Annotated in this window: 24 protein-coding genes; 6 read left to right on the top strand and 18 right to left on the bottom strand. The window is 66.1% G+C overall.

Going from position 1 to position 22,743, the window contains the following annotated elements:
- Positions 1-6: 6 nt before the first annotated feature.
- From ASF81_RS01490 to cysG, 5 genes are read right to left on the bottom strand one after another with little or no spacing between them, the layout of a single operon-like run.
- Positions 7-1,005 carry a cysteine synthase A gene (locus ASF81_RS01490; protein ID WP_055803874.1) on the bottom strand — a complete coding sequence of 333 codons (999 nt, stop codon included), beginning with the start codon at positions 1,003-1,005 and terminating at the stop codon, positions 7-9.
- A 36-nt stretch (positions 1,006-1,041) separates the two neighbouring features.
- Positions 1,042-2,118 (bottom strand): phosphoadenylyl-sulfate reductase, encoded by a 1,077-nt coding sequence (locus ASF81_RS01485; RefSeq protein WP_055803871.1) that lies wholly within the window; start codon positions 2,116-2,118, stop codon positions 1,042-1,044.
- Positions 2,105-3,772 carry a nitrite/sulfite reductase gene (locus tag ASF81_RS01480; protein ID WP_055803869.1) on the bottom strand — a complete coding sequence of 556 codons (1,668 nt, stop codon included), beginning with the start codon at positions 3,770-3,772 and terminating at the stop codon, positions 2,105-2,107. The genes ASF81_RS01485 and ASF81_RS01480 overlap by 14 nt, the downstream gene beginning before the upstream one ends.
- Positions 3,772-4,047, bottom strand: a complete 276-nt coding sequence (locus ASF81_RS01475) for a DUF2849 domain-containing protein (RefSeq protein ID WP_055803866.1) — start codon at positions 4,045-4,047, stop codon at positions 3,772-3,774. The genes ASF81_RS01480 and ASF81_RS01475 overlap by 1 nt, the downstream gene beginning before the upstream one ends.
- Positions 4,044-5,429: a siroheme synthase CysG gene (gene cysG / locus ASF81_RS01470; protein ID WP_055803863.1), complete on the bottom strand. Its 1,386-nt coding sequence runs from the start codon at positions 5,427-5,429 to the stop codon at positions 4,044-4,046. The genes ASF81_RS01475 and cysG overlap by 4 nt, the downstream gene beginning before the upstream one ends.
- Positions 5,430-5,553: 124 nt before the next feature.
- Here cysG and gcvA point away from each other — a divergent pair, with 124 nt between their 5' ends.
- Positions 5,554-6,483: a transcriptional regulator GcvA gene (gene gcvA / locus ASF81_RS01465; protein ID WP_017504469.1), complete on the top strand. Its 930-nt coding sequence runs from the start codon at positions 5,554-5,556 to the stop codon at positions 6,481-6,483.
- Positions 6,484-6,529: 46 nt separating this feature from the next.
- The gene (locus tag ASF81_RS01460; protein WP_055754124.1) at positions 6,530-7,261 is read left to right on the top strand and encodes an NYN domain-containing protein; all 732 of its coding nucleotides are present in this window, start codon (positions 6,530-6,532) and stop codon (positions 7,259-7,261) included.
- 1 nt (position 7,262) lies between these two features.
- On the opposite strand, the gene dxs is transcribed toward ASF81_RS01460, so the two are convergent.
- From dxs to ASF81_RS01435, 5 genes are all read right to left on the bottom strand, one after another.
- Positions 7,263-9,176, bottom strand: coding sequence for a 1-deoxy-D-xylulose-5-phosphate synthase (gene dxs, locus ASF81_RS01455; RefSeq protein ID WP_156363105.1), 1,914 nt, complete (start codon positions 9,174-9,176; stop codon positions 7,263-7,265).
- A 57-nt stretch (positions 9,177-9,233) separates the two neighbouring features.
- Positions 9,234-10,109, bottom strand: coding sequence for a polyprenyl synthetase family protein (locus ASF81_RS01450; protein WP_038293630.1), 876 nt, complete (start codon positions 10,107-10,109; stop codon positions 9,234-9,236).
- A gap of 79 nt (positions 10,110-10,188) precedes the next feature.
- The gene (locus ASF81_RS01445) at positions 10,189-10,440 is read right to left on the bottom strand and encodes an exodeoxyribonuclease VII small subunit (RefSeq protein ID WP_017504472.1); all 252 of its coding nucleotides are present in this window, start codon (positions 10,438-10,440) and stop codon (positions 10,189-10,191) included.
- A 48-nt stretch (positions 10,441-10,488) separates the two neighbouring features.
- Complete coding sequence (locus tag ASF81_RS01440; protein WP_052247765.1) at positions 10,489-11,151, bottom strand: histidine phosphatase family protein; 663 nt, start codon at positions 11,149-11,151, stop codon at positions 10,489-10,491.
- Positions 11,152-11,192: 41 nt separating this feature from the next.
- A complete protein-coding gene (locus ASF81_RS01435; RefSeq protein ID WP_055803856.1) occupies positions 11,193-12,113 on the bottom strand; it encodes a histone deacetylase family protein in 921 nt (306 codons plus the stop codon).
- A 73-nt stretch (positions 12,114-12,186) separates the two neighbouring features.
- On the opposite strand from ASF81_RS01435, the gene ASF81_RS01430 reads away from it, so the two are divergent.
- The 3 genes from ASF81_RS01430 to ASF81_RS01420 are packed head-to-tail and all read left to right on the top strand — an operon-like array spanning position 12,187 to position 14,455.
- Positions 12,187-12,714 (top strand): GNAT family N-acetyltransferase, encoded by a 528-nt coding sequence (locus ASF81_RS01430; RefSeq protein WP_055803853.1) that lies wholly within the window; start codon positions 12,187-12,189, stop codon positions 12,712-12,714.
- Positions 12,715-12,734: 20 nt separating this feature from the next.
- Complete coding sequence (locus ASF81_RS01425; RefSeq protein ID WP_055803850.1) at positions 12,735-13,913, top strand: VWA domain-containing protein; 1,179 nt, start codon at positions 12,735-12,737, stop codon at positions 13,911-13,913.
- 44 nt (positions 13,914-13,957) lie between these two features.
- Positions 13,958-14,455, top strand: coding sequence for a hypothetical protein (locus ASF81_RS01420; RefSeq protein WP_055803847.1), 498 nt, complete (start codon positions 13,958-13,960; stop codon positions 14,453-14,455).
- A 66-nt stretch (positions 14,456-14,521) separates the two neighbouring features.
- On the opposite strand, the gene ASF81_RS01415 is transcribed toward ASF81_RS01420, so the two are convergent.
- The 3 genes from ASF81_RS01415 to ASF81_RS01405 form a co-directional block, all read right to left on the bottom strand.
- Complete coding sequence (locus tag ASF81_RS01415) at positions 14,522-14,701, bottom strand: CsbD family protein (protein WP_055803844.1); 180 nt, start codon at positions 14,699-14,701, stop codon at positions 14,522-14,524.
- A gap of 84 nt (positions 14,702-14,785) precedes the next feature.
- Entirely contained in the window at positions 14,786-15,229 is a 444-nt protein-coding gene (locus tag ASF81_RS01410) for an NUDIX domain-containing protein (protein ID WP_055803841.1), read from the bottom strand.
- Positions 15,230-15,243: 14 nt separating this feature from the next.
- On the bottom strand, positions 15,244-16,206 hold the full coding sequence (locus ASF81_RS01405) for a histidine kinase dimerization/phosphoacceptor domain -containing protein (protein ID WP_235559218.1): 963 nt from the start codon (positions 16,204-16,206) through the stop codon (positions 15,244-15,246).
- Here ASF81_RS01405 and ASF81_RS15340 point away from each other — a divergent pair.
- Positions 16,135-16,302 carry a hypothetical protein gene (locus tag ASF81_RS15340; protein WP_235559181.1) on the top strand — a complete coding sequence of 56 codons (168 nt, stop codon included), beginning with the start codon at positions 16,135-16,137 and terminating at the stop codon, positions 16,300-16,302. The two genes, ASF81_RS01405 and ASF81_RS15340, sit on opposite strands and share 72 nt — an antisense overlap.
- Here the strand turns inward: ASF81_RS15340 and ASF81_RS01400 are convergent.
- From ASF81_RS01400 to ASF81_RS01380, 5 genes are all read right to left on the bottom strand, one after another.
- On the bottom strand, positions 16,284-16,706 hold the full coding sequence (locus tag ASF81_RS01400; RefSeq protein WP_235551281.1) for a response regulator: 423 nt from the start codon (positions 16,704-16,706) through the stop codon (positions 16,284-16,286). The genes ASF81_RS15340 and ASF81_RS01400 overlap by 19 nt on opposite strands.
- Positions 16,703-18,229, bottom strand: coding sequence for a CHASE3 domain-containing protein (locus tag ASF81_RS01395; protein WP_055803834.1), 1,527 nt, complete (start codon positions 18,227-18,229; stop codon positions 16,703-16,705). Before ASF81_RS01395 ends, ASF81_RS01400 begins: the two co-directional genes overlap by 4 nt.
- Before the next feature lie 62 nt (positions 18,230-18,291).
- Positions 18,292-20,391 (bottom strand): flagellar biosynthesis protein FlhA, encoded by a 2,100-nt coding sequence (gene flhA, locus ASF81_RS01390; protein WP_055803832.1) that lies wholly within the window; start codon positions 20,389-20,391, stop codon positions 18,292-18,294.
- 10 nt (positions 20,392-20,401) lie between these two features.
- The gene (gene bla, locus ASF81_RS01385; RefSeq protein ID WP_055803829.1) at positions 20,402-21,307 is read right to left on the bottom strand and encodes a class A beta-lactamase; all 906 of its coding nucleotides are present in this window, start codon (positions 21,305-21,307) and stop codon (positions 20,402-20,404) included.
- A gap of 4 nt (positions 21,308-21,311) precedes the next feature.
- The gene (locus tag ASF81_RS01380) at positions 21,312-22,724 is read right to left on the bottom strand and encodes a sigma-54-dependent Fis family transcriptional regulator (RefSeq protein WP_055803826.1); all 1,413 of its coding nucleotides are present in this window, start codon (positions 22,722-22,724) and stop codon (positions 21,312-21,314) included.
- Positions 22,725-22,743 lie beyond the last annotated feature (19 nt).

The following is a 22,743-nucleotide window of genomic DNA, read 5'->3' as shown; positions in this document are numbered from 1 at the left end:
TGCGGCCTACGCCCAGTCCGGCTCAGGCAAACCCTTCGACCGCAGGAATTCCGGGTTGAACAGCTTGGACGCATAGCGCGAGCCAGGATCACACAGGCAGGTGACGATGGTCTTGCCGGGGCCAAGCTCGCGCGCCAGCCGCACCGCGCCGGCGATATTCACCCCCGCCGATCCGCCCAGCGATAAGCCTTCGTGCTTCACCAGGTCGAACAGGATCGGCAGGAACTCCGCGTCTTCGATCCGATAGGCGTAGTCGGGTTTGAAGCCTTCCAGATTGCCGGTGATGCGGGCCACGCCGATCCCCTCGGTGATCGACGATCCCTCGCCCGTCATCTCGCCCTTGGTGAACCAGTTGAACATGGCCGCGCCCGCTGGATCGGCCAGGGCGATGGTCACATCCGGCTTCTGTTCGCGCAGATAGGCGCCGACGCCGGCGATGGTCCCGCCTGAGCCGACGGCCGAGACGAAGGCGTCGACCTGACCGTTTGTCTGCGTCCAGATTTCGGGGCCGGTCGTGTTGTAGTGGGCCTCGCGGTTGGCGGTGTTGTCGAACTGATTGGCCCAGATGGCGCCGGCCTCTTTGCTGTCGTTCAGCTCACCGGCCAGACGCCCGGAATAGTGCACGAAATGGTTCGGGCTGGAAAAGGGCGCGGCGTCCACCTCGACCAGGCGCGCACCCAGCGAACGGATGGCGGACTTCTTCTCTTCCGACTGGGTGCGTGGAATGACGATGACGACCGGATGACCCAAGGCGGCGCCGACCAGGGCCAGGCCGATGCCGGTGTTGCCGGCCGTGCCTTCAACGATCGTCCCGCCGGGTTTCAGCGTGCCTGACGCCCGCGCGCCCTGCACGATCGATAGGGCCGCGCGATCCTTGATCGAGCCGCCGGGATTCAGAAACTCGGCCTTGCCCAGGATTTCGCAGCCGGTCGCGTCAGACAGGCGGTTCAGGCGCACCAGCGGCGTATTGCCGATCAGGTCGATGACGGATGACGTAGCGGACAAGGTCAGGCTTTCAGGCGAAGGTCGAAACAGGGCGGATCAGGCGGCGGCCTGGCGTCGCCCTAAGTGGATGCCGCACTCGACCTTGTCCATGCCCGACCAACGTCCGGCGCGGGCGTCTTCGCCGTCCTGGACCGCGCGGGTGCAGGGCCAGCAGCCGATGGAGGCATAGCCCTGCTCGACCAGCGGATGGCGCGGCAGATCGTTCTCCTCCAGCCAGGCCTCCACGTCGTCGGCGTCCCAGTTCGCCAAGGGATTGATCCGCAGCACCCCGTGCAACGCCTCGAACGGCTTCAGCTTTGCGCGTGTCGCGGCCTGATAGCGTTTGCGCCCGGTGATGAGCGCATTGAACGCGACGGTCGCCCGCGCCAGCGGCCGCACTTTTCGCAGGTCGCAGCAGGCGTCCGCGTCGGTCTTCCACAGGTCATCGCGCGCATCCAGCGCAGCCTTCTCGCCCGCATCCGGCGTGACCAGCCGCACATCAGTCAGGCCCAGCGCCTTGGTCAGTTGCGTGCGATAGGACAGGGTCTGGAGGAAATGCTGGCCCGTCTCCAGAAAGATCACCGGCACGGTCTTGTCCTCGCCGGCGATGATGTCCAGCAGGGCGGCGGACTCGGCCCCGAACGACGAGATGGCGCCGACCCGCAGGCCCAGCGCCGGGTCCAACGCCGCCTTCACGATCTCGGATGCGTCCTTGCCCGCCGTCTCGCGGTTCAGCCGTTCGGCCAGGGCGTCCAGATCGCGGTCGTTGGACGCCGCACGCCGCCGCTGCCAGATCGTCGGCGCGGGATCGACCGCCGGCTGATAGGCGCCGCTGAACGCCCGGTCCATCCGGTCCCAGGCGGCCGCATCCGCGCCCTCGGTCAGTTCCACCGCGTCGAAGCCCGAACGCCGAAGGTGTCGCGCCTGATCCGGCAGGACCTTGCCCGCCGCGATCAGCCGCCCGGCGTAACCGCGCTCTCGCAGCACCGCCGCCAGCGAGAAGCCGCGCCCGTCGCGGAAGGCGCCGAACTCCAGCACCAGCGTGTCTTCGCTCGCGGCGGCGGCCTCGACATCCTCCAGTGGGGTCGTCACCGACAGTCGCAGCCCGTTCTGTATGCCCTCAAGCCGTTGCATCGAGCGTCTCATAAATGGCGTCGCGGAAGGGATCGGGTCCGACGCGGCGCACCGTGTCAATGAACCGCTCGCCGTCCGTGCGGATTTGCAGATAGCGGTCGAGGGTCCGCTGGATGGCGGGCGCGACGTCATCGGCCGGCAGGCTCTTGCCGACAATGTCGCCCAGCGCCGCCTGTTCGTCGGGGGAGCCGCCGACGGTGATCTGATAGTATTCCTCGCCCTTGCGATCGACGCCCAAGACGCCAATGTGGCCGACGTGGTGATGGCCGCAGGCGTTGATGCAGCCGCTCATATTGATGCGGACCGGCCCCAGCTTCTCCTGATAGTCCATGTCCGCCAAACGCTTGGACAGGGCCTGGGCCACCGGGATCGAGCGGGCGTTGGCGAGGCTGCAATAGTCCAGGCCCGGGCAGGCGATCACATCGGTCGCCAGATCGGCGTTGGCCGTCGCCAGCCCCGCCTCTCGCAGCGCTCGCCACAGAGTCGGCACATCGTCCAGCTTCACATGGGGCAGGACCAGGTTCTGCTCATAGGCGGCGCGCAGTTCGTCGAACGAATAGCGCTCGGCCAAATCCGCCACCGCGTCCATCTGGTCAGCCGTGATGTCGCCGGGCACGCCCCCGACCGGCTTCAGCGACACCACCACCGAGGCGTAGCCCGGCTGGCGATGACGACGGACGTTGTTCCTCGCGAACCGAGCGAAGTCCGGATCGGCCAGCAGGGCGCGGTCGAACGGGCCGCTGAACTTGGGCAGATCCTCGAACGGCGGCGGGGCGAAATAGGCCTTGATCCGCTCGGCCTCGTCCTCGGGGATGCGCAGATCCTCGTGGCGCAGGGTGGCGTAGTGTTTGTCCACCTCCTCGCGGAAGGCCTCGATCCCTAGCGAGGCGACCAGGATCTTGATCCGCGCCTTGTGGATGTTGTCGCGCCGACCCAGCAGGTTCCAGGCCCGCAGGATGGCGGTCAGATAGGCCAGCAGGTCCGCCGCCGGGACCGCCGCCGCGATCTCCTGACCGATATGGGGCAAACGTCCCTGCCCGCCGCCGACGAAGACGCGGAAGGCCGTTTCGCCGTCCTCGCCCTTCACAATCTGCAGGCCGACATCGTGGGTGCGGATCGCCGCCCGGTCCTTCTCGGCCCCGATAACCGCGATCTTGAACTTGCGCGGCAGGAAGCTGAATTCCGGGTGGATCGTCGACCACTGGCGGATAATCTCGCACCAGCGGCGCGGATCCTCGATCTCGTCGTCGGCGGCGCCGGCGAAGACGTCTGTCGTGGTGTTGCGGATGCAGTTGCCGCTGGTCTGGATGGCGTGCATCTCGACATCGGCCAGTTCGCTGAGGATCGCCGGCAGGTCGGTCAGGGCCGGCCAGTTGTACTGGATGTTGCAGCGGGTGGTGAAGTGACCGTAGCCCTTGTCGTAGGTCCGCGCGATATGGCCCAGCCGGCGCATCTGACGGCTGCTCATCACGCCGTAGGGAACGGCGACGCGCAGCATATAGGCGTGCAGTTGCAGATAGACGCCGTTCATCAGCCGCAGCGGCTTGAACTCGTCTTCGGTCAGGGCGCCGGATGCGCGGCGCGCCACCTGGTCCGAGAACTCCTCGACCCGCTCACGCACCAGGGCGTGGTCGAACTCGTCATAGCGATACATCAGCCCACGCCTCCGGCGACGCTATGACCGACGGTCGGACCGGCCGAGCGGATGCGCTCCTTGAGTCGGTCGCGGCCTGACGGCGTACGATCCTGAACCTCGAACAGATAGGGATTCACGAAGACGTCCGACCGCCCGGCGACGTCAGCCAGCACGACCTCGGCCGCCGTATCGTCCAGCACCGAGGCCTGGTCGATGTGCTCGACCGGCTGGTTGTCCACGCCCGCATAGATGACGCGGCCGTCCGACAGGCGGTTTGCGGTGACGATCTTCACGCCGCGACCTCCGCTCGAGCATCCAGCTGAGCCGCCGAGAAGGCTGCTGTCTCGCCGACGAACAAAAGGGCGGGGCCGGTCAGATCGGCGCCGCGCACCAGTCCGCCCAGCCCGTCCAGTCGCCCGGTCAGAACCCGCTCATCCGGGCGGCTGCCGTTCTCGACAATGGCGACAGGCGTCGAAGGCGAACGCCCCGCCGCGATCAGGCGCGCAGCCGTCTCCTCGGCACGGTCCGACCCCATGTAGATGGCCAGGGTGTGGTTGGGGCCGGCCAGTCGCGTCCAGTCAGCCTCGACACCGCCCGGCTTGGCCTGAGCCGTCACGAAGGTGACCGCCTGGGCGTGATCGCGATGGGTCAGGGAAATGCCCGCCGAGGCTGCGCAGGCCAGGGCTGCCGTCACGCCCGGCACGACAAAGACCGGGACCCCGGCCGCCCGCATGGCGTCCAGTTCCTCGCCGCCGCGACCGAAGACGAAGGGATCGCCGCCCTTCAACCGCACGACGCGGTGGCCGGCGCGCGCCTCCGCAATCATCAGGGCCTCGATCTGATCCTGAGGCACCGAATGCTCGCCGCGCGCCTTGCCCACATACAGACGCTTGGCGTCGCGCCGCGCCCGCTCCAGCACCGCCTCGGGCACAAGACGGTCATGGATGATGACGTCGGCGTCCTGCAAGACTCGCAGCGCCTTCAGGGTCAGCAGTTCGGGGTCGCCCGGCCCTGCGCCGACGATATGGACCACGCCCGTCTGCGGCGCGGCGACGTTCAGCAGGCGCAGCATCTCGCGTCGCGCCTCGGCCGTCCGACCTTCCGCCGCCAGCGTCGCGGCCGGACCCCGGAAGGCCTTCTCCCAGAAGCGCCGGCGCGCCATGAAGTCCGGCACGCTGGCCTTGACCGTGTCGCGCAACTCACGCGCTATACGGGCCACATTCGCCAGTCCGGCGGGCAGCACGCCCTCGATGGCCGTGCGGATGTCCCGCGCCAGAATGGGCGCCGATCCGCCGGTCGCCACGCCGATCACGACCTCGTCGCGGTCGATCAGGGCCGGGGTCTGGAAATCGCTCAGATGCGGCTTGTCCACCACATTGACCTGAGCCCCCGCCGCCCGTGCGAGATGGCCCAGCCGCGTCAGCTCGTCCGCATCGTACAGCGCCATGAACACCAGCCGTGCACCGGCCAGTTCGTCAGCCTCTGGCGCACGCAGCACCGGCTCCGGCGCCGTCAATGGCGTCTCGATCTTGGGCGGCGCGCCGTCGGGCGCGAACCACATCACCTCGGCGGGCGTGTTCAGGAACAGTCGCAGCTTGGCCAACGCCGGCTCGCCGCCGCCGATGATCACGATCTTTGCGGCCTCCAGCGGAATGGAGGCGAGAAATACACGCATCGTCTTGCTTTCTGGGCCGTCGGGAGAGGAAACAGGGACGACGGCAGGGCGCGAACCTTCGTCTTCCCCGTCCAGAGCCGCAAACCAGATTGCCTTTGTCTCGCTGATAGGATTTCTATCCGCGATGGCCCGACCCCTGCTCCCGCTCAACGCCCTGCGCGCCTTCGAGGCCGCCGCGCGGCATCTGAACTTCTCGCGCGCCGCCGACGAGCTGTCGGTCACGCCCGGCGCGGTCAGCCAGCAGATCCGCCTCTTGGAAGACATTGTCGGCGGGCCGCTGTTCGTGCGCGAGGCGCGGGGCCTGCAACTGACCGATCTGGGCCGATCCTCCGTGCCGCTGCTACGCGAGGGGTTCGAGCGGCTGATGGACGCCTCGGCCCTGTTGCGCGAACCCCCGCGTCGCAAACAGGTGTCGATCAGCGTCGCGCCGGGCTTCGCCTCCAAATGGCTGATGCCGCGCATGGACGATTTTCACACCGCCCATCCCGAGATCGAACTGTGGATCTCGGCAGACATGGAGCCGGCGGACCTGAGCGAGGGCAAGGTGGATCTGGCGGTGCGCTACGGTCCCGGCGACTATCCCGGCCTGACGGTCGATCGGCTGATGACCGAAACGGTCCTGCCCGTCTGCGCCCCATCGCTGATGGATGGCGACAAGCCGATCCGTAAGCCCGCCGACCTGATCGGACACACCCTGTTGCACGACATGTCCAACGACGGCGACCCCAGCCGCCCGGACTGGGCCATGTGGCTGAAGGCGCGTGGCATTCGTCACCCCGACCCGCGTCGAGGCTCGCGTTTCAACCAGTCAGGTCTGTTGATCGAGGCCGCCATATCGGGGCGCGGCGTGGCGCTGGCCAAACGCACCCTGGCCCAGGCGGACCTGGCGTCGGGGCGGCTGGTTGCGCCGTTCCCCGATGGCTCGGAAGCGGTCGGCTTTGCCTATTATGTGGTCCAACCCCGCGACCGGCCTCCGTCGCCCAGCGCCACCGCCTTCGTCGGCTGGCTGAAGAAACAGGCCGTGGATCACGACAATACGATGGGTCAGTTGTAGGGTTCATTGCACCGCAGACTGGCGGCGCAGAAAAGGGACATCCGCCATGGCTGACGACAAGGCCCCTCGCCTCGCGGTCCTGATCGATGCGGAGAATGCTTCCGCCCGCATCGCAGAGGCGCTGTTCAGCGAAATCGCCACCTTGGGCGAGGCCTCGGCACGACGGATCTACGGCGACTTCGCCAGCCCGCAGATCGCCGGCTGGACGCGGGTCTTGGCCCGTTTCGCCATCCAGCCCCAGCAGAATTTCGCCAACACCAAGGGCAAGAACTCGGGCGACATCGCCTTGGTGATCGATGCGATGGACCTGCTGCATTCAGGGCGATTCGACGGTTTCTGCCTGGTGTCGTCGGACGCCGACTTCACCCGACTGGCGGCTCGCATCCGCGAAGAAGGCGTCGATGTCTATGGTTTCGGCGAGCAGAAGACGCCCGAAAGCTTCCGTCAGGCCTGCACCCGCTTCATCTATACCGAGAACCTGATCGCGCCGGTTCCGGTCGACGCAGGCGCCAAGTCGCCAGTCGCCGAAGCGCCGGCGACCAAGCGCAAGCCGTCCGAGGCCGCGCGCCTGATCGCGGCCATCATCGCCGACATGGACGAGGACGGCGACGGATGGGTCGCGGTGGGTGGTATCGGCAATCGGCTGCGAAACGCCCATCCCGACTTCGACCAACGCACCTACGGTTACGCCAAGCTGTCGGACCTGATCCGCGCCACCGGCCGGTTCGAGGTGGAGACCGGCGAGCGCGGGGCGATGCGAATTCGCGACCGGGCCTGATCTACGCTCTAGCCGCCTGGCTAACCGACACGCCCAAGGCCTGGAGCGCGGCGGCTATGATGTGTTCGGCATTCAGGCCGGCCTGGGCGTACATGGCCATCGGCGCATCCTGGTCTTGGAAGACGTCGGGCAGGTTCAGGGTGCGGATCTTGAGTCCGCCATCCAGCGCGCCCTTTTCGGCCAGCAGTTGCAGCACGAAGGCGCCGAAGCCGCCCATGGCGCCTTCTTCAACCGTAATCAGGGCTTCGTGCTCGCGCGCCAGACGCAGGATCAGATCGGCGTCCAGCGGCTTGGCGAAGCGGGCGTCGGCGACGGTGGCCGACACGCCCTTGGCGGCCAGCATGTCCGCCGCCTTCAGCGATTCCTGCAGACGGGTGCCCAGGCTAAGGATGGCGACCGAAGTCCCCTCGCGCACGATCCGGCCCTTGCCGATCTCAAGCGGAGCAGCCAGTTCCGGGATCTCCACGCCCACGCCGTCGCCGCGCGGATAGCGGAAGGCGCTGGGCCTGTCGTCGATGGCCAGGCTGGTCGAGATCATCGCCGCCAGTTCGGCCTCATCGGCGGCGGCCATCAGCACCATGCCGGGCAGGGCACCCATGAAGCCGATGTCGAAGGATCCGGCGTGCGTGGCGCCGTCCGATCCAACGAGGCCCGCCCGGTCCATGGCGAAGCGCACCGGCAGCGACTGGATCGCCACGTCGTGGACCACTTGGTCGTAACCGCGCTGAAGGAAGGTCGAATAGATGGCGCAGACCGGTTTCATGCCGTCCGCCGCCAAACCGGCCGCGAAGGTCACCGCGTGCTGTTCGGCGATGCCGACGTCATAGGTCCGCTCAGGAAACGCCTGGCCGAACAGGTCCAGACCCGTGCCGGACGGCATGGCCGCCGTGATCGCCACGATCGACGGGTCGACCTTGGCGTGTTTGATCAGCTCGGTTCCGAACACCTTGGTGTAGCTGGGGGCGTTGGAGATGGCCTTGGCCTGCTTGCCTGAGACCACGTCGAACTTGACGACCGCATGGAGTTTGTCGGCGCTGCTTTCGGCGGGGGCGTAGCCCTTGCCCTTCTGCGTCACGACGTGGACCAGCACCGGACGGTCCTCGATGGCGGCCGCCTTCTTCAAGATCGGCACCAGATTGTCCATGTCGTGGCCGTCGATCGGGCCGACATAATAGAAGCCCAACTCCTCGAAGAAGGTGCCGCCGGTGACCATGCCGCGGGCATACTCCTCGGCCTTCTTGGCCGCCTTGCGGAAGGGGCGCGGCAGGTGCTGGGCCACCGTCTTGCCCAGGCGGCGGACGTTCTGATAGGCGCCGCCCGACACAAGGCCGGCCAAATAAGCGCTCATCCCGCCGACCGGCGGCGCGATCGACATGTCGTTGTCGTTCAGGATGACCATCAGCTGGCCGCTGGTCGCCTCGGCGGCGTTGTTCATCGCCTCGTAGGCCATGCCGGCTGACATGGAGCCGTCGCCGATGACGGCCACGACGCGGTTCTTCTCGCCCTTCTGATCGCGCGCGGCGGCGAAGCCCAGGGCGGCGCTGATCGAGGTCGAGGCGTGGGCGGCGCCGAACGGATCGTATTCGCTCTCGCTACGCTTGGTGAAGCCCGACAGGCCGCCGCCCTGGCGCAGGGTGCGGATGCGGTCGCGCCGTCCGGTCAGGATCTTGTGCGGATAGCACTGATGCCCGACGTCCCAGATCAGGATGTCCTTGGGCGTCTCGAACACATGGTGCAGCGCCGTGGTGAGTTCGACCACGCCCAGGCCCGCGCCGAGATGGCCGCCGGTGACGGACACGGCGTCGATCGTTTCGGCCCGAACCTCCTGCGCCAGCTGTTTCAACTGGGCGATATCGAAGTCCCGCGTATCGGCGGGCGTCTTGACGGTGTCGAGTAGCGGGGTGTCGGGCATCAGCCGTAAAACCTTGGAAAGTCTGGTCGATCAACCCGCAGGTCGTTTCAACGTTTCGTATCAGGACCGGCGCTTTAGCACAAAGTCCACGCTGGCCCTGAGGATTTCGGCCTCGTCGCCGAACGGTTCCAGATGCGACCGGGCCTGGTTTGCGAGATGCGCGACCCTTTGCCGCGCCGCCTCCAGACCCAGCAGGGTGACGAAGTTGGTCTTGCCGAGAGCCGCGTCCTTGCCCCCGGCCGCCTTGCCCATTTCCTCGGCCGAGCCTTCGGCATCCAGCAGGTCGTCGACGATCTGATAGGCCAGGCCGACATCGTGGGCGAAGCTAATCAGAGCGTGGCGATGTTGGGCCGAGGCGTCGGCGATGATCAGCGGGATTTCGAAGGCGTAGGCGAACAGGGCGCCGGTCTTCAGTCGCTGCATTCGCGCCACGCCGCCCAGGTCGTCGCGCACGCCCAGCAGGTCGATCATCTGACCACCCGCCATGCCCCGCGCGCCGGACGCCAGCGACAGCCGCGCCGCCAGTTCGCAACGCACGGCCGCATCCTCATGGGTGTCTTCGTGCAGGATGATGTCAAAGGCGGCCGTCTGCAGCGCATCGCCGGCCAGCACTGCCGTCGCCTCGTCATAGGCCCGGTGAACGGTCGGCCGCCCCCGGCGCACGTCGTCGTCGTCCATGCACGGCAGGTCGTCGTGAACCAGGCTGTAGGCGTGCACGCATTCCAGCGCGCAGGCGGCGCGCAATACCGATCGCTCATCGATGTCGAAAAGGCGTGCGGCCTCCAGCGCGAAGAACGGCCGCAAGCGTTTGCCGGGACCCAGCGCCGCATAGCGCATCGCCTCGGTCAGGCGGGATTCCGGGCCCTCGGCGCGCGGCAGCAGTTCATCCAGCGCGACCGTGACCAGATCGGCGACCTCGGCCACGCGATCGATCACCGCCTGTTCCGGCGAGTTCGCGGCGATGACGCGGTTCACGAGAACCGGCTCCAGACCAGGCTCGGAGACGACATAGGGATCATTCGAACGACGCCGCCTCGACGCCCTTGGCCTGGCCGTCGGGGCCGACCACGATCTTTTCCACACGCAGTTGAGCCGCTTTCAGCCGCGCCTCGCAATGCGCCTTCAGCTTGGCGCCCTCTTCATAGAGGGCGATCGATTCTTCCAGCGGCGCCTGGCCGGATTCCAGGCGAGACACGATGGTCTCCAGGCGCTTCAGGGCGTCTTCGAAGCTGAGATCGGCGGGGATGGCGGCGGCGGTATCGGTCATGGCGCGGACCCTAGAGGCGAGCGCGGGGCGCATCAACGTCAGAAGCGGCTATCGTTTCTCGTAGCGACGCTGAGACCAGTATTTGAACCCCTGGTTCTGGACCAGCTTCCAGCCGTCGGCCTTCAGCGCGCGCCCGACCATATGGTTGAAATAGCCATGGGCGAAGACCAGCACGTCCTGACCGCTTTCGGCGCGCGCAATCAGCTTTTGCGCCGCCTGATCGGCGCGCGCCTCGGCCTGGGCGCGGGTTTCCTGGCCGCCGTGATGATCGAAAGCATGCCACCAGAAACGCGACACCACGCCCCACCATTTGGGCGACAGCTTGATCCATTCCGGAATCGGCGGCGGCGGCAGGGGCGCCTCGATGAACATCACGTCGGCCATGACCTCACGCCCGGCGGCGACAGCAGCGGCGGTTTCCTGGGCGCGCTGACGGGTCGAGGCGTAGATGGCCCCAGCCCCTTGGGCGGCCGCAACCAGTTCGGGCGGCGGGGTCTGGCCGGCCAGCAGGCCGCCGATCTCATATTTCGCCCACCAGTCGCCATACTGGCGCGCAGAGATCAGACATTTGCGCGACAGGGCCGGCTCACCGTGACGCGTCAGGATGATGGCGCCGGGACGGACAGCGACAAGCGCGCCGACGGATGGTGCAGCGTCAGGCGGGGACACGGACGGTTCGGTCGAATCGAGGGACAGGGCGGGGGCTGACATGACAAACGGACGGGCCTTTGGTTTCAAGGCGTTAAGCGTCCTCAGTCCTCCCCGAGCGCAGCGACGTGGGCGACCGCGGAGCGGCCTAGTCCTTCAAGGTCGTAACCGCCCTCAAGCGCCGACACAACCTTGCCCGAACAGGTCCGACGCGCGACTTCCAGAATCGCGCGCGTCGCCCAAGCGAAATCCTCGGCCTCCAGCGACTGATGCGCCAGTGGATCGCGCCGGTGGGCGTCGAAACCGGCCGAGATCAGGATCAGGTCCGGCCGGAACGATTCCAGCGCCGGCATCAATCCGCCGGCGAAGGTCGCACGCCAGTTCTCGCGCGCCGCATGGGGCGCGACGGGCGCGTTGACGATATTGCCGACGCCCGTCTCAGACGCCGCGCCCGTGCCGGGATACAGCGGCATCTGGTGGATGGAGGCCAGGAAGAGGCTGTCGTCGTCCTCAAACGCCGCCTGGGTGCCATTGCCGTGGTGAACGTCGAAATCGACCACCGCCACCCGCGCCATACCTTCGGATTGAGCCACACGCGCCGCGACGGCGACGGAGGAGAACAGGCAGAACCCCATCGCGCGGTCCGGCTCGGCGTGGTGGCCCGGCGGGCGCACGGCGGCGAAGGCGCGGTCCATCTCGCCCCGCGCCACGGCTCGCACCGCATTGATCGCCGCCCCCGCCGCCAGCCGCGCCGCCGGCACGCTGCCGGGCGAAAGGACGGTGTCGGCATCCAACTGGACCATGCCGGCGACCGGCGAGGCCTCCAGCAGTCGTGCGACATAGGCGGCGGGATGCACCCGCTCCAGATCCGCAACCTCGGCCTGGGTCGCGGCGCGCCGGTCGCGGGCCAGGCCTGCGTCGTCCAGAGCATCCAGCACCGCCTTCAGCCGCTCGGGACTTTCGGGATGGCCCGCGCCCGGCGTGTGGGACAGCATGGACGGATGGGTGAAGATCGGCAGAGACATTGAAGCGACGATACGACGGGCTTTCGGACTTGTCGCCCGTGACGCGCACCAAGGCGCGCGCTAGAGCCGAAGCATGACTGAGATCGCGATCCGCCCTGCCCGCCCCGAAGACGCCGCCGCCCTGGGCACCCTGGGGCGCCAGACCTTCATCGACACCTTCGTCGAGGGGTTCGGCATCCCCTATCCGCCGGCCGATCTGAACGCGTTTCTGGACGCCAGCTTCGATCTGGAGCCGACGCTGAAGAAGTTGGCGGAGCCCGACTGCGCCTGGTGGGTGGCTGACCGAGACGGCGAGCTTCTGGCCTTCGCGAACGCCGGCCCCAATGGCCTGCCCCACCCCGAGGCCAGATCGTCACACATGGAACTGCGCCGGCTCTATGTGTCCAAGGCGGCGCAAGGTCTGGGCCTTGGAACCAGACTGCTGAAGCTGTCTCTGGACTGGATGCAAACCCATACGGACGGACCGCTGTGGATCGGCGTCTGGAGCGGCAACAACAAGGCCCAGCGCCTCTATGCCGCCTACGGCTTCGAGAAGGCGGGAGAATACGACTATCCCGTCGGCGCCTGGCGCGACCACGAGTTCATCTTGCGGCGCGGCTGATCCGGGTTCACATCCCTCCCATGCTCCTGCCCTTCTTCACCGCGCTGCGCGACGCCAAGGTTCCGGTGTCGATGAAGGAATGGCTCCATCTGATGGAGGCCATGGATCGCGACGTGGCCGGGCGCGAGGTCGAGGCCTTTTATCACCTGTCGCGCGCGGTGCTGGTCAAGGACGAGAAACACTATGATCGGTTCGATCAGGTGTTCGGGACGGTGTTCAAGGGCGTCGAGTCGGTCGGGTCGGGCGAAGACCTGACCACCGACATTCCCGAGGACTGGCTGCGGCTGCTGAATGAAAAATACCTGACCGACGAGGAGACGGCCCAGATCGAGGCGCTGGGCGGATTCGACAAGCTGATGGAGACGCTGAAGCAGCGTCTGGAGGAGCAGAAGGAGCGGCACTCCGGCGGCTCCAAATGGATCGGCACGGGCGGGACCAGCCCCTTCGGACACGGCGGCTATAACCCCGAAGGCGTTCGCATCGGCGGTCCGGCCAAGCATGGCCGGGCGGTCAAGGTCTGGGAAAAGCGCGAGTTCAAGAACCTGGACGACACGGTCGAACTGGGCACCCGCAACATCAAGGTGGCGCTGCGTCGTTTGCGCCGTTTCGCCCGACAGGGCGCGCCGGACGAACTGGATATCGACGGCACCATCGACGGCACGGCGCGTCAGGGCTGGCTGGACATCCAGATGCGGCCCGAGCGGCGCAATACGATCAAGGTGCTGCTGTTCCTCGACATCGGCGGGTCGATGGACGGTCACATCAAGCTGGTTGAGGAGCTGTTCTCGGCGGCCAAGACCGAGTTCAAGAACCTGGAGTTCTTCTACTTCCACAACTGCCTCTACGAAGGCGTCTGGAAGGACAATCGCCGCCGCCACACCGAGCGGATCCCGACGTGGGATCTGCTTCACAAATACCCCGGCGACTGGCGCGCCATCTTCGTCGGCGATGCGACGATGAGCCCCTATGAGATCACCATGCCCGGCGGCTCCGTCGAGCACTGGAACGAGGAGGCCGGAGCCGTATGGATGAAGCGGGCGCGCCAGCAGTGGGAGAAGTCGGTCTGGCTCAATCCCGTTCAGGAGCGGTACTGGGACTATACCGCATCCGTTGGACTGTTGCGCGAGGTGATGGAGCAGCGGATGTTCCCGCTGACGCTCGAAGGCCTCGACAAGGCAATGCGGGCCCTGACAAGGTAGGAGACGTTCGGGCGACCGCCTGCAACTTCACGAAGGGTCCGACCATGATCGCCGCCGCCTTCGCCTTGCTGATCCTCGAACAAGCTGCGCCGACCGTCGTGTGGGATGCGCCCGCGCCCGAGGCGGTGGTTGAAACGCCGGCGCCGCCGTTCGAGCACAATGTACCTGCCTGGGGACTGGCTGATCCCTTTGGCTTCGAGCGCGCACGGTGCAGTCCGCTAGTGCGCGGCCAGACGTCCATGGCCGAATGCCAGACCGAGGTGCGCGAGCAACTCGCCATCGCCATGGGGTCAAACCTGCCTGAGGCCCTGCGTCCCACCGGAATGGCCGGCGACTGCCAGATGATCCGGGCCAGCGCCGCAGGCTCGGACTATGCGGTCCAGTGCGGCCCGCAGTCTCGCACGGGGGCCGCGCCCTCGAGCCTGCGAGAAATGGATTGTCGTCCGCGTCCGGTCGAGGGCGGGTTCAGCTCTGAGTGCCGCCCGATCGATGGAGCCGATAAGAAGGGGCTGTCGCTGACCCTGTGGGGCGACAAGGACTGATCGAAAAGAAAAGCGCCGCCCGCTTTCGCGGACGGCGCCTCGCATCTTCGCGCATTCTAGGGAAGCTTAGGCCTTGTCGCGCAGGCTGTCCTTGACGCCGCCGACAGTATTCTGGACCTTGCCTTCGACCTGATCGGCCTTGCCTTCGGCCTGCATCTTGGTGTCGCCGGTCACCTTGCCGACGCCTTCTTTAATCTTGCCACCGATGTTCTTGGCGGCGCCTTCGATACGGTCATGGTCAGCCATGGAAATCTCCTAATTTTCATCGCCGCGACGTAACGTTGCGGTTCGAAAAATGAACGAGTTCGCTAATGGCCTGTTCCGTAAGGCTCAGCTTGGACGACGCAGCCAGACGGCGACAGCCCAGGCGTGAGAATCGTGACGCAAGCGCGAGATGGCGAAGGTCGGATCCAGCCACACCAGCGTGTGATCGTCCTCACATTTCGCATCGGGATTTTCGGCCGCCACAGTCGCCGTCCAGAAGCCGCCGACATTGTTCACCGGCTCGCGCGTCGAACGCACGAAATATTGGCTGACCTCGGCGATGCGGTTCAGCGGCGCGACCGTCAAGCCGGTTTCCTCGACGAATTCGCGGATCAGCGCCTGAACCTCGGTCTCTTCCAAATCCAAGCCGCCGCCGGGAAGATCGAAATAGGGGCCGGCCTCGCGTTCGACGCGCACACAGGCGATCAGGCCGTCGCGCTCGACGATGCCGAACGCGGTGGCGCGGTGACGATAATCCGAAGCGGGTTTGCGAACGCCGAACTGCAACATGATGAAAACCGACCCTAGAGGTCGAACGACAACCTGGCGCGCACACCCTTGTGGGCGCCGTCGAACTCGACCGCCGACCGCAGGCCAGACGCCATGGCGGAAATGATCTTGCCACCAAGCCCCGTGCCCTTCGGCGTTCCATCGCCCATGCCGGGGCCATCGTCCTCGACCGTCAGCATCACGCGATGGTCCGTCTCGCGGCGCAGATGGATGCGAATCTCGCCGCCCTGTCCCGGCGCATAGGCGTATTTGACCGCGTTGGTGACCAGTTCGGTGACGATGACGCCGATGGAGACGGCTTGATCGGTCGTGACCGACAACGGCTCAGCGTCCAGCGTCAGCCTGGGCGATCCTTCGTCCGGTCCGATGGACTTGGACAGTTCGTCCATCAGCCCGACCAGATATTCGTCCATCGCCACGTGGCTCATGTCGCCGGACGTGTAGAGGCGGCGGTGAACATGTGCGACGGCCTCGATCCGCGCCTGCGATTCGCGCAACGCGTCCTTCGCCCCCTGATCGGTGACGTGGCGCATCTGCAACGACATGAAGCTGGACACCAGTTGCAGCGAGTTGCCGACGCGGTGGTTGACCTCGCGCAGCATGGCCTCGGCCCGATCGCGCGCCCGGCGGATTTCTTCCTGCGCCAGTTGGTTCTCGCGCTCCAGCCGACGACGCGACAGGGCGTCCTCGAGCGCCGAGCGCAACAGGGAGGTGAAGTCCTCCGACACGTCCTTGATCACATAGTCCGCCGCGCCGGCGCGCAGGGCCGCGACGGCGATCCGACCATCCTGCGCACCCGTCACATAGACGACGGGCGGCGGCGCCGTCAGGGCCAGAATGTCCGGCAGGACGTCCAGCCCGTCTCGCGTCGGCATATAGTGGTCCAGCGCGCAGACGTCGTAGTCATGCTGCTGCAACAGCTCCAACCCCGCATCGCCGTCCGGCGCGCAGGTGACGGCATAGCCGTGACGCCCCAGCTCCTTCTCGACCAGCCGGGACAGACCCCGATCATCGTCGATGTAGAGCAGGCGAATGGGCTGTGGCGCGTTGATCGTCAGATCTCCGGCGCCTGAATCACCGACAGGAACAGGCCCAGCTGACGGATGGCGCCGGCGAAGGATTCATAATCCACCGGCTTGGTGATGTAGACGTTGCAGCCCAGATCGTAGCAACGCTGGATCTCGACCTTGTCGTCTGTTGTGGTCAACACGACGACCGGCGCCCGCTTCAGACGATCGTTGCCCTTCACCTTTTCCAGAATGTCCGTGCCCGACATATCCGGCAGATTGAGGTCGAGCAGGATCAGGAGCGGACCGTTGGCCAGGATTTCGTCGCTGAACAGATAGTCCAGCGCCGATCCGCCGTCGTCGAAATGCTTGATCTCGTTGTTGATGTTGGCCCGGCGGATGTTCTTTTCGATCAGTTTGGCGTGGCCGTGGTCGTCTTCGACCATAATGATTTTGACGGGTTGCGTCACAGCGCGCCTCCGGGTTCAGACAGGATCAGTCGTTTGGGGAATTTCAGCAGGAAAGTCGAGCCTTTGCCCAGTTCGGACTCGACGTCGATGGTGCCGCCCAGGCGGCGCACGCTGTTTCTGACGAACGCCAGCCCCAGGCCTTCGCCGGAACGGTCCTGTTTTCCGGAGCGGCGGAAGAGTTCGAATATCCGCTCATGGTCACGCGGGGCGATGCCCCGGCCGTTGTCGGCGACCCGGTAAACGACCCAGCCGCCCGGCACGTCTTCGCCCGACACGACGATTTCGCCCGGCCTGTCGTGATCCAGATATTTGACGGCGTTGTCGATCAGATTGCCGACGATCTGCTCCATCGAAATACGGTCGCTTTCGATTTCAGGCAGCGCCTGCACATCGATGCGCGCGCCCGAGGCTTCGGTCTGGTGATGGACGCTGTTGGCGATGTTCTGTGCCATCGTCGTCATGTCCAGCGGCTCTGGGAGCAGGTTGCGGCGACCTTCTCGCGACAGCTTCAGGATGGCGTTGATCAGCCGGTCCATCTTCTCGGTCGAGGCGCGGATGAAGCCGATGGCCTCGGGCATTTCCTCGCGCACTGCGGTGACGATCTCGGGATCGACCACGCGCGTCTTTTCCGCCTCGTGGATCGCCTTGTCGACGATCTTGCCCGCCTGCTCCAATTCCGAGGTATAGCCCATGACATTGACTAGCGGCGCGCGCAGGTCGTGGCTGACGATATAGGCGAAGCGCTGGATTTCCTCGTTGGCGCGGATCAGGTCGCCGGTGCGCTCGCGGACCTTGTCCTCCAGGCTGGCGTTGGCGGCGTCCAAGGTCGCGCGGGCGGACTGAATCTCGGCCACGTAGCGCCGAACCAGCCAGGCCGAGAGCAGAGCCAGAACGAGAACCAGAAGCCCCGCGATGGCGTTCATCGTGACGGTCAGGAAGCCAAACCGCTCCGAGGCCCGACGTCGGCTGTCGATCCTGTCGGACTTCAGCTTGTCGAACTTCTCGATGGCGGCTCGGAGCTCGTCCATATACTGCTTGCCTTCGCCAGACCGCACGGCCTGGATCGACTGCCCGATCCGACCCTGCCGCGCCAAAGCGACGGTGCGCTCCATCTCGTCCCATTTCTTGTCACCCAGACGGTGAATGGGTTCGACGGTGTCTTTCAGCGTCGGATCGAGGGCTGCGCCCTCATCCAGAAACGCCAGCGCGGGCTCCATGTCGGCCCTGGAGTCACGATAGGGCTGTAGAAAATCGCTTCGTCCCGTCAGCAGAAAGCCGCGTTGCGACGTTTCGGCGTTCAGGCTCGCAATGAGAACCGTGCGCGCGGCGCGCCGCATCTGCTGAGCATGCTCGATGGTCTTGTTCAACGCGACGGTGCGCTGGATCATCACGAACGTCGTCGCATTGACCACGATCAGCAGTCCGAACGCCAGGATCAGCATGGCCGATATTGACCGGGCCAACGACGGCGTACGCATGAAGTCGCGCAGGCGCGACCATTGGGATCGGGGGTTCGGACTCATGACGGCGGAGCTTTAGCGGGGTGCGTCGCCGCGTCAAACGTCAAACTGCCAAGTCGGCGGGATCAGACCTGGCCGAGGGTCCGCAACCGGGCCTTGGGATGAATCTCGTTCTGGCTCATCACGACGGTCTGGCCGCGGAAGCGTTCGATGATCGATCGCACATAGGGCCGCGTCATCGGCCCGGTCAGCAGCACCGGATTTTCGCCCGTCATGGCGATCCGCTCGAAGGTGTCGCGAACGGCGCGGATGAAGTCCTGAAGGCGCGATGGCGCCATGGCCAGCTGCTTGTCCTCGCCATTGCCGATCAGGCTTTCGGCGAAGGCGTTTTCCCATTCCGGCGACAGGGTGACGATGGGCAGGGCCCCTTCGCCGTCCTTGTTCTGCCAGCACAGTTGGCGGCCCAGGCGCGCACGAACGTGTTCGACCAGGGTGGTGACGCTGGAACTGTGCGGCGCCGCCTCGGCCAAACCTTCCAGGATCGCAGGGAGGTCGCGAATGGACACCTTCTCGCGCAGAAGCGACTGCAACACCCGCTGCAGCGTCGTGACGGTGACCACGCTGGGCACCAGTTCTTCGACCAGCTTCTTCTCCTCGGCGCCCAGTTCCTTCAGCAGCTTCTGCACCTCCGCGTAGGACAGCAGATCGGCCATATTGTCTTTCAGGATCTCGGTCAGATGGGTCGTCAGGACCGTCGACGGATCGACCAGCGTATAGCCCCGGAACGTCGCCTCCTCGCGCAGACCTTCCTCGATCCAGGTCGCCGGCAAACCAAAGGCGGGTTCGCGCATATGCTCGCCCGGAAGTTCGACCTGGCGCCCCGCCGGATCCATCGCCATCAGGTGGCCCAGCCGCACCTCGCCCGCGCCCGTCTCCATCTCCTTGATGCGGATGGCGTAACCCTGGGTCGGCAGACGCATATTGTCGAGGATGCGCACCTGGGGAATGACGAAGCCGTATTCCTGGGCCAGCGACCGCCGCAACGCGCGGATTTGATCGGTCAGGCGGCGTCCTTCAAGATCGTTGATCAGGCTGAGAAGCGAATAGCCGAGTTCGATCTTCACCTCGTCGATGGTGAGCACATTGGCGATCGGCTCTTCGACGTCTTCCATGGGTTTTGCGGCCGCCGCCGCCGCCGCAATCTCCGCCTCTGTCGGTTGAGGCTTCAAGCGATTGCGGCCCAGCCGCCAGGCCATGAAACCCGAGCCGATGGCCAGGGCCGCGAACGGGATCAGCGGCATGCCGGGGATCAGGCCGATCAGGCCCGCCGCGCCCGACACCACGCCCAGCGATACCGGATTGGTCGCCAACTGGGTGACCATGGCCTTATCCGCCGTGCCTTCGACGCCGGCCTTGGACACCAGGAAGCCGGCGGCGATCGAGATGATGATGGCAGGCACCTGCGTCACCAGACCGTCGCCTATGGTCAGCTGGACATAGGTGTTGGCCGCCTCCATCGCCGGCATGCCGTGTTGCAGCGTGCCGATCAGTATGCCGCCGATGGCGTTGATGAAGGTGATGATCAGCCCGGCGACGGCGTCGCCGCGCACGAACTTGGAGGCGCCATCCATGGCGCCGAAGAAGGTCGATTCCTGCTCCAGCTCCTTGCGGCGCAGCTTGGCCTGGTCCTCGGTGATCAGGCCCGACGACAGATCGGCGTCGATGGCCATCTGCTTGCCCGGCATGGAGTCCAGGGTGAAGCGGGCGGACACTTCGGCGATCCGGGTCGAACCCTTGGTGATGACGACGAAGTTCACCACCAGAATGATCGCAAAGATGATCACCCCGATGATGAAGTTGCCGCCCATCATCAGCTGACCGAAGGCGTTGATGACCTGACCCGCCGCATCGTGACCTTCCTGGCCGTGGGTCAGGATCAGACGCGTGGAGGCCAGGTTCAGGCCCAGCCGGAACAGGGTCGAGACCAGCAGCACGGTCGGGAAGATGGCGAAATCCAGCGGCCGCTTCATCATCACAGCGGTCATCAGGATCAGCACGCTGGACACCAGCGAGAAGGCCAGCAGCAGATCCAGCAGGAACTTGGGCACCGGCAGGATCAGCAGCATGATCACGCCGATCACACCGACCGCCATCAGCACTTCGCCGCGGTTGACCCAGCCCAGGACGTCGCGACCCGTCGGGCGCGCCATGCCGTCCTTCATCATCACCGGCGTATCAGTCACGGCCCAACGCCTTCAGCGCGCGACGCGTCGCCTCAGCGATCACGGCCGCATTAGCGTCGTCCGATGTCGCCCGGGCAGCGTGGTAATAGGCGGCGACGATCACAGGTTGGCCGTTCGGCGGATACAACAGGCCGATGTCATTGGTCGGCCCATAGCCCCCCGTCCCCGTCTTGTGCGCCACCCGCCAATCCGCTGGCGTCCCAGCCCTAAGACGATTCTGACCCGTGGGCGTATCGGTCATCCACTGCAGCAACAGGGCGCGCGACGCCGCCGTCAGGGGCGAGGTCGGATCCAGAAAAAGACGTTCAAGATTGGCGACCGACTGGTTGGGAAGGATCGTATCCTTGTCGCCGTCCAGGCGATTCATCTCGGGCTCGAACCGATCTGAGCGGGTGCTGTCGTCGCCGATGCCGCGATAGAAGGTCTGCATCGCCGACGGGCCGCCCATGGCCTTCAGCAACAGATTGGCGGCGGGGTTGTCGCTGACCTCAACCGCGCCCTTCATCAACTGCTCGACCGTTAGGCTGGCGCCAACGGCGGGCTCCGTCACCGGAGCGTGGTTGATCATGTCCGCCGCAGCGATGGGGATGCGGCGATCCAGTCGCTCCTGCCCGGCCTGCACCCGCAACAGGGTCGCGGCGGCCAGATACAGTTTGAAGGTCGAGCAATAGACGAAGCGTTCGTCGCCGCGCCAAACCAGCTTACGCCCTGTCGCCGCGTCCTGAACGACGAAGCCCAGACGGCCGCCATTGCGCGCTTCCAGGTCGGCCAGGTCAATGATCTCTTCTGACAGAGGGGCGGGCGCGGCAGGGTGTGATTCCGCGCGCGGCGAACAGCCGACCGCGCTCAAGGCGGCCAGCCCCGTCAGGACGCATCGGCGCTCCACGGGTGCGCGCATGGGTTCAGGCCGCGTAGCCCGAGGCGGAGACGCCGCTCATCGGCGCCGGAATGGCCGTGCCCTCATCAGCGTATTCGTTCAGCTTGTTGCGCAGGGTGCGGATCGAGATGCCCAGGATGTTGGCCGCGTGGGTGCGGTTGCCCAGGCAGTGGGTCAGGGTGTCCAGGATCAGCGTCTTTTCCATCGCCGCCACAGTCTGACCCACGAAGCTGCGGGTCACGGCGTCGGCTGCCTGGGCGGCACGCGCAGCCACTCCGGCTTGCGGCGCTTCATAGGCCTGTCCCGCCATCATGCCCGCGCCCATGCCGCCCAGCGGCTGACCGTCCGGCAGGCGGATGGCGTCGACGTCGATCTCAGGGCCGGTCGCCAGCAGCACCGCGCGGTGCATGGCGTTTTCCAGCTCGCGGACGTTGCCTGGCCAGCGATGGGCCGAAATGGCCTGACGCGCGGCGGCCGAGATCGGACGTACCGGCACGCCGTTGGCGGCGGCGTATTTCTTGATGAAATGGTCGGCCAGAACCACGATGTCGCCGGGCCGCTCGCGCAAGGACGGCAGGCGCAGGTTCACCACGTTCAGGCGATACAGCAGGTCCTCACGGAAGGTGCCTTCCGCCACGGCTTTGGCCAGATCGCGGTTCGAGGTGGCGATGATGCGGATGTTGACCGAGACCGGCTTGGAGCCGCCCACGCGGTCGATGACGCGCTCCTGGATGGCGCGCAGCAGCTTGGCCTGGAGCCGGGCGTCCATCTCGGAGATTTCGTCCAGCAGAAGCGTGCCGCCGTCGGCCTCTTCGAACTTGCCGATGCGGCGCGCGACGGCGCCGGTGAAGGCGCCCTTCTCATGGCCGAACAGTTCGGACTCCAGCAGGTTGTCGGGAATGGCGGCGCAGTTGACGCTGATGAAGGGGCGTTCCGACCGGCGCGAGTGCTCGTGCAGATAGCGCGCCATCACCTCCTTGCCGACGCCGCTTTCGCCGGTGATCAGGATCGAGGCTTCCGAGCGCGCGACTTGGTCGGCCAGTTGCAGCACCGCCTTCATCGACGGGTCGGCCGAGATCATCGGCTTTTCGTCGTCGGCGACAGCCGACAGGACGGCGGCGATCAGTTCGGCGTCGGGCGGAAGCGGAATGAACTCCTTGGCGCCGGCCTTGATGGCGGCGGCCGCCTCTCGCGCATCGGCGTCGACGCCGAAGGCCACGACCGGAATGGTGATCCGCTCGGCCTCGTTGGCGGCGATCAGGGCGGCGATGTCCAGCTGATAGTCGACCATCAGCAAGTCGGCGCCCTGCCCCCGGCGAAGTTGTTCGGTCGCCTGGTCGGCGCGCTCGACGTGATTGACCTTGGCGCCGTGCGCCATGGCCATCTTCACCGCCGAAGCGAGCTGGCCGCTCAGTCTGCCTACCACCAGAAGACGCATCGTTCTTCTCCTCTAATCT

This window comes from Brevundimonas sp. Leaf168 (assembly GCF_001423685.1).
Taxonomy (GTDB): Bacteria; Pseudomonadota; Alphaproteobacteria; order Caulobacterales; family Caulobacteraceae; genus Brevundimonas; species Brevundimonas vesicularis_C.
Note: the sequence above shows the minus strand (reverse complement) of the source record. Positions and strands in the feature narration are given on the sequence as shown.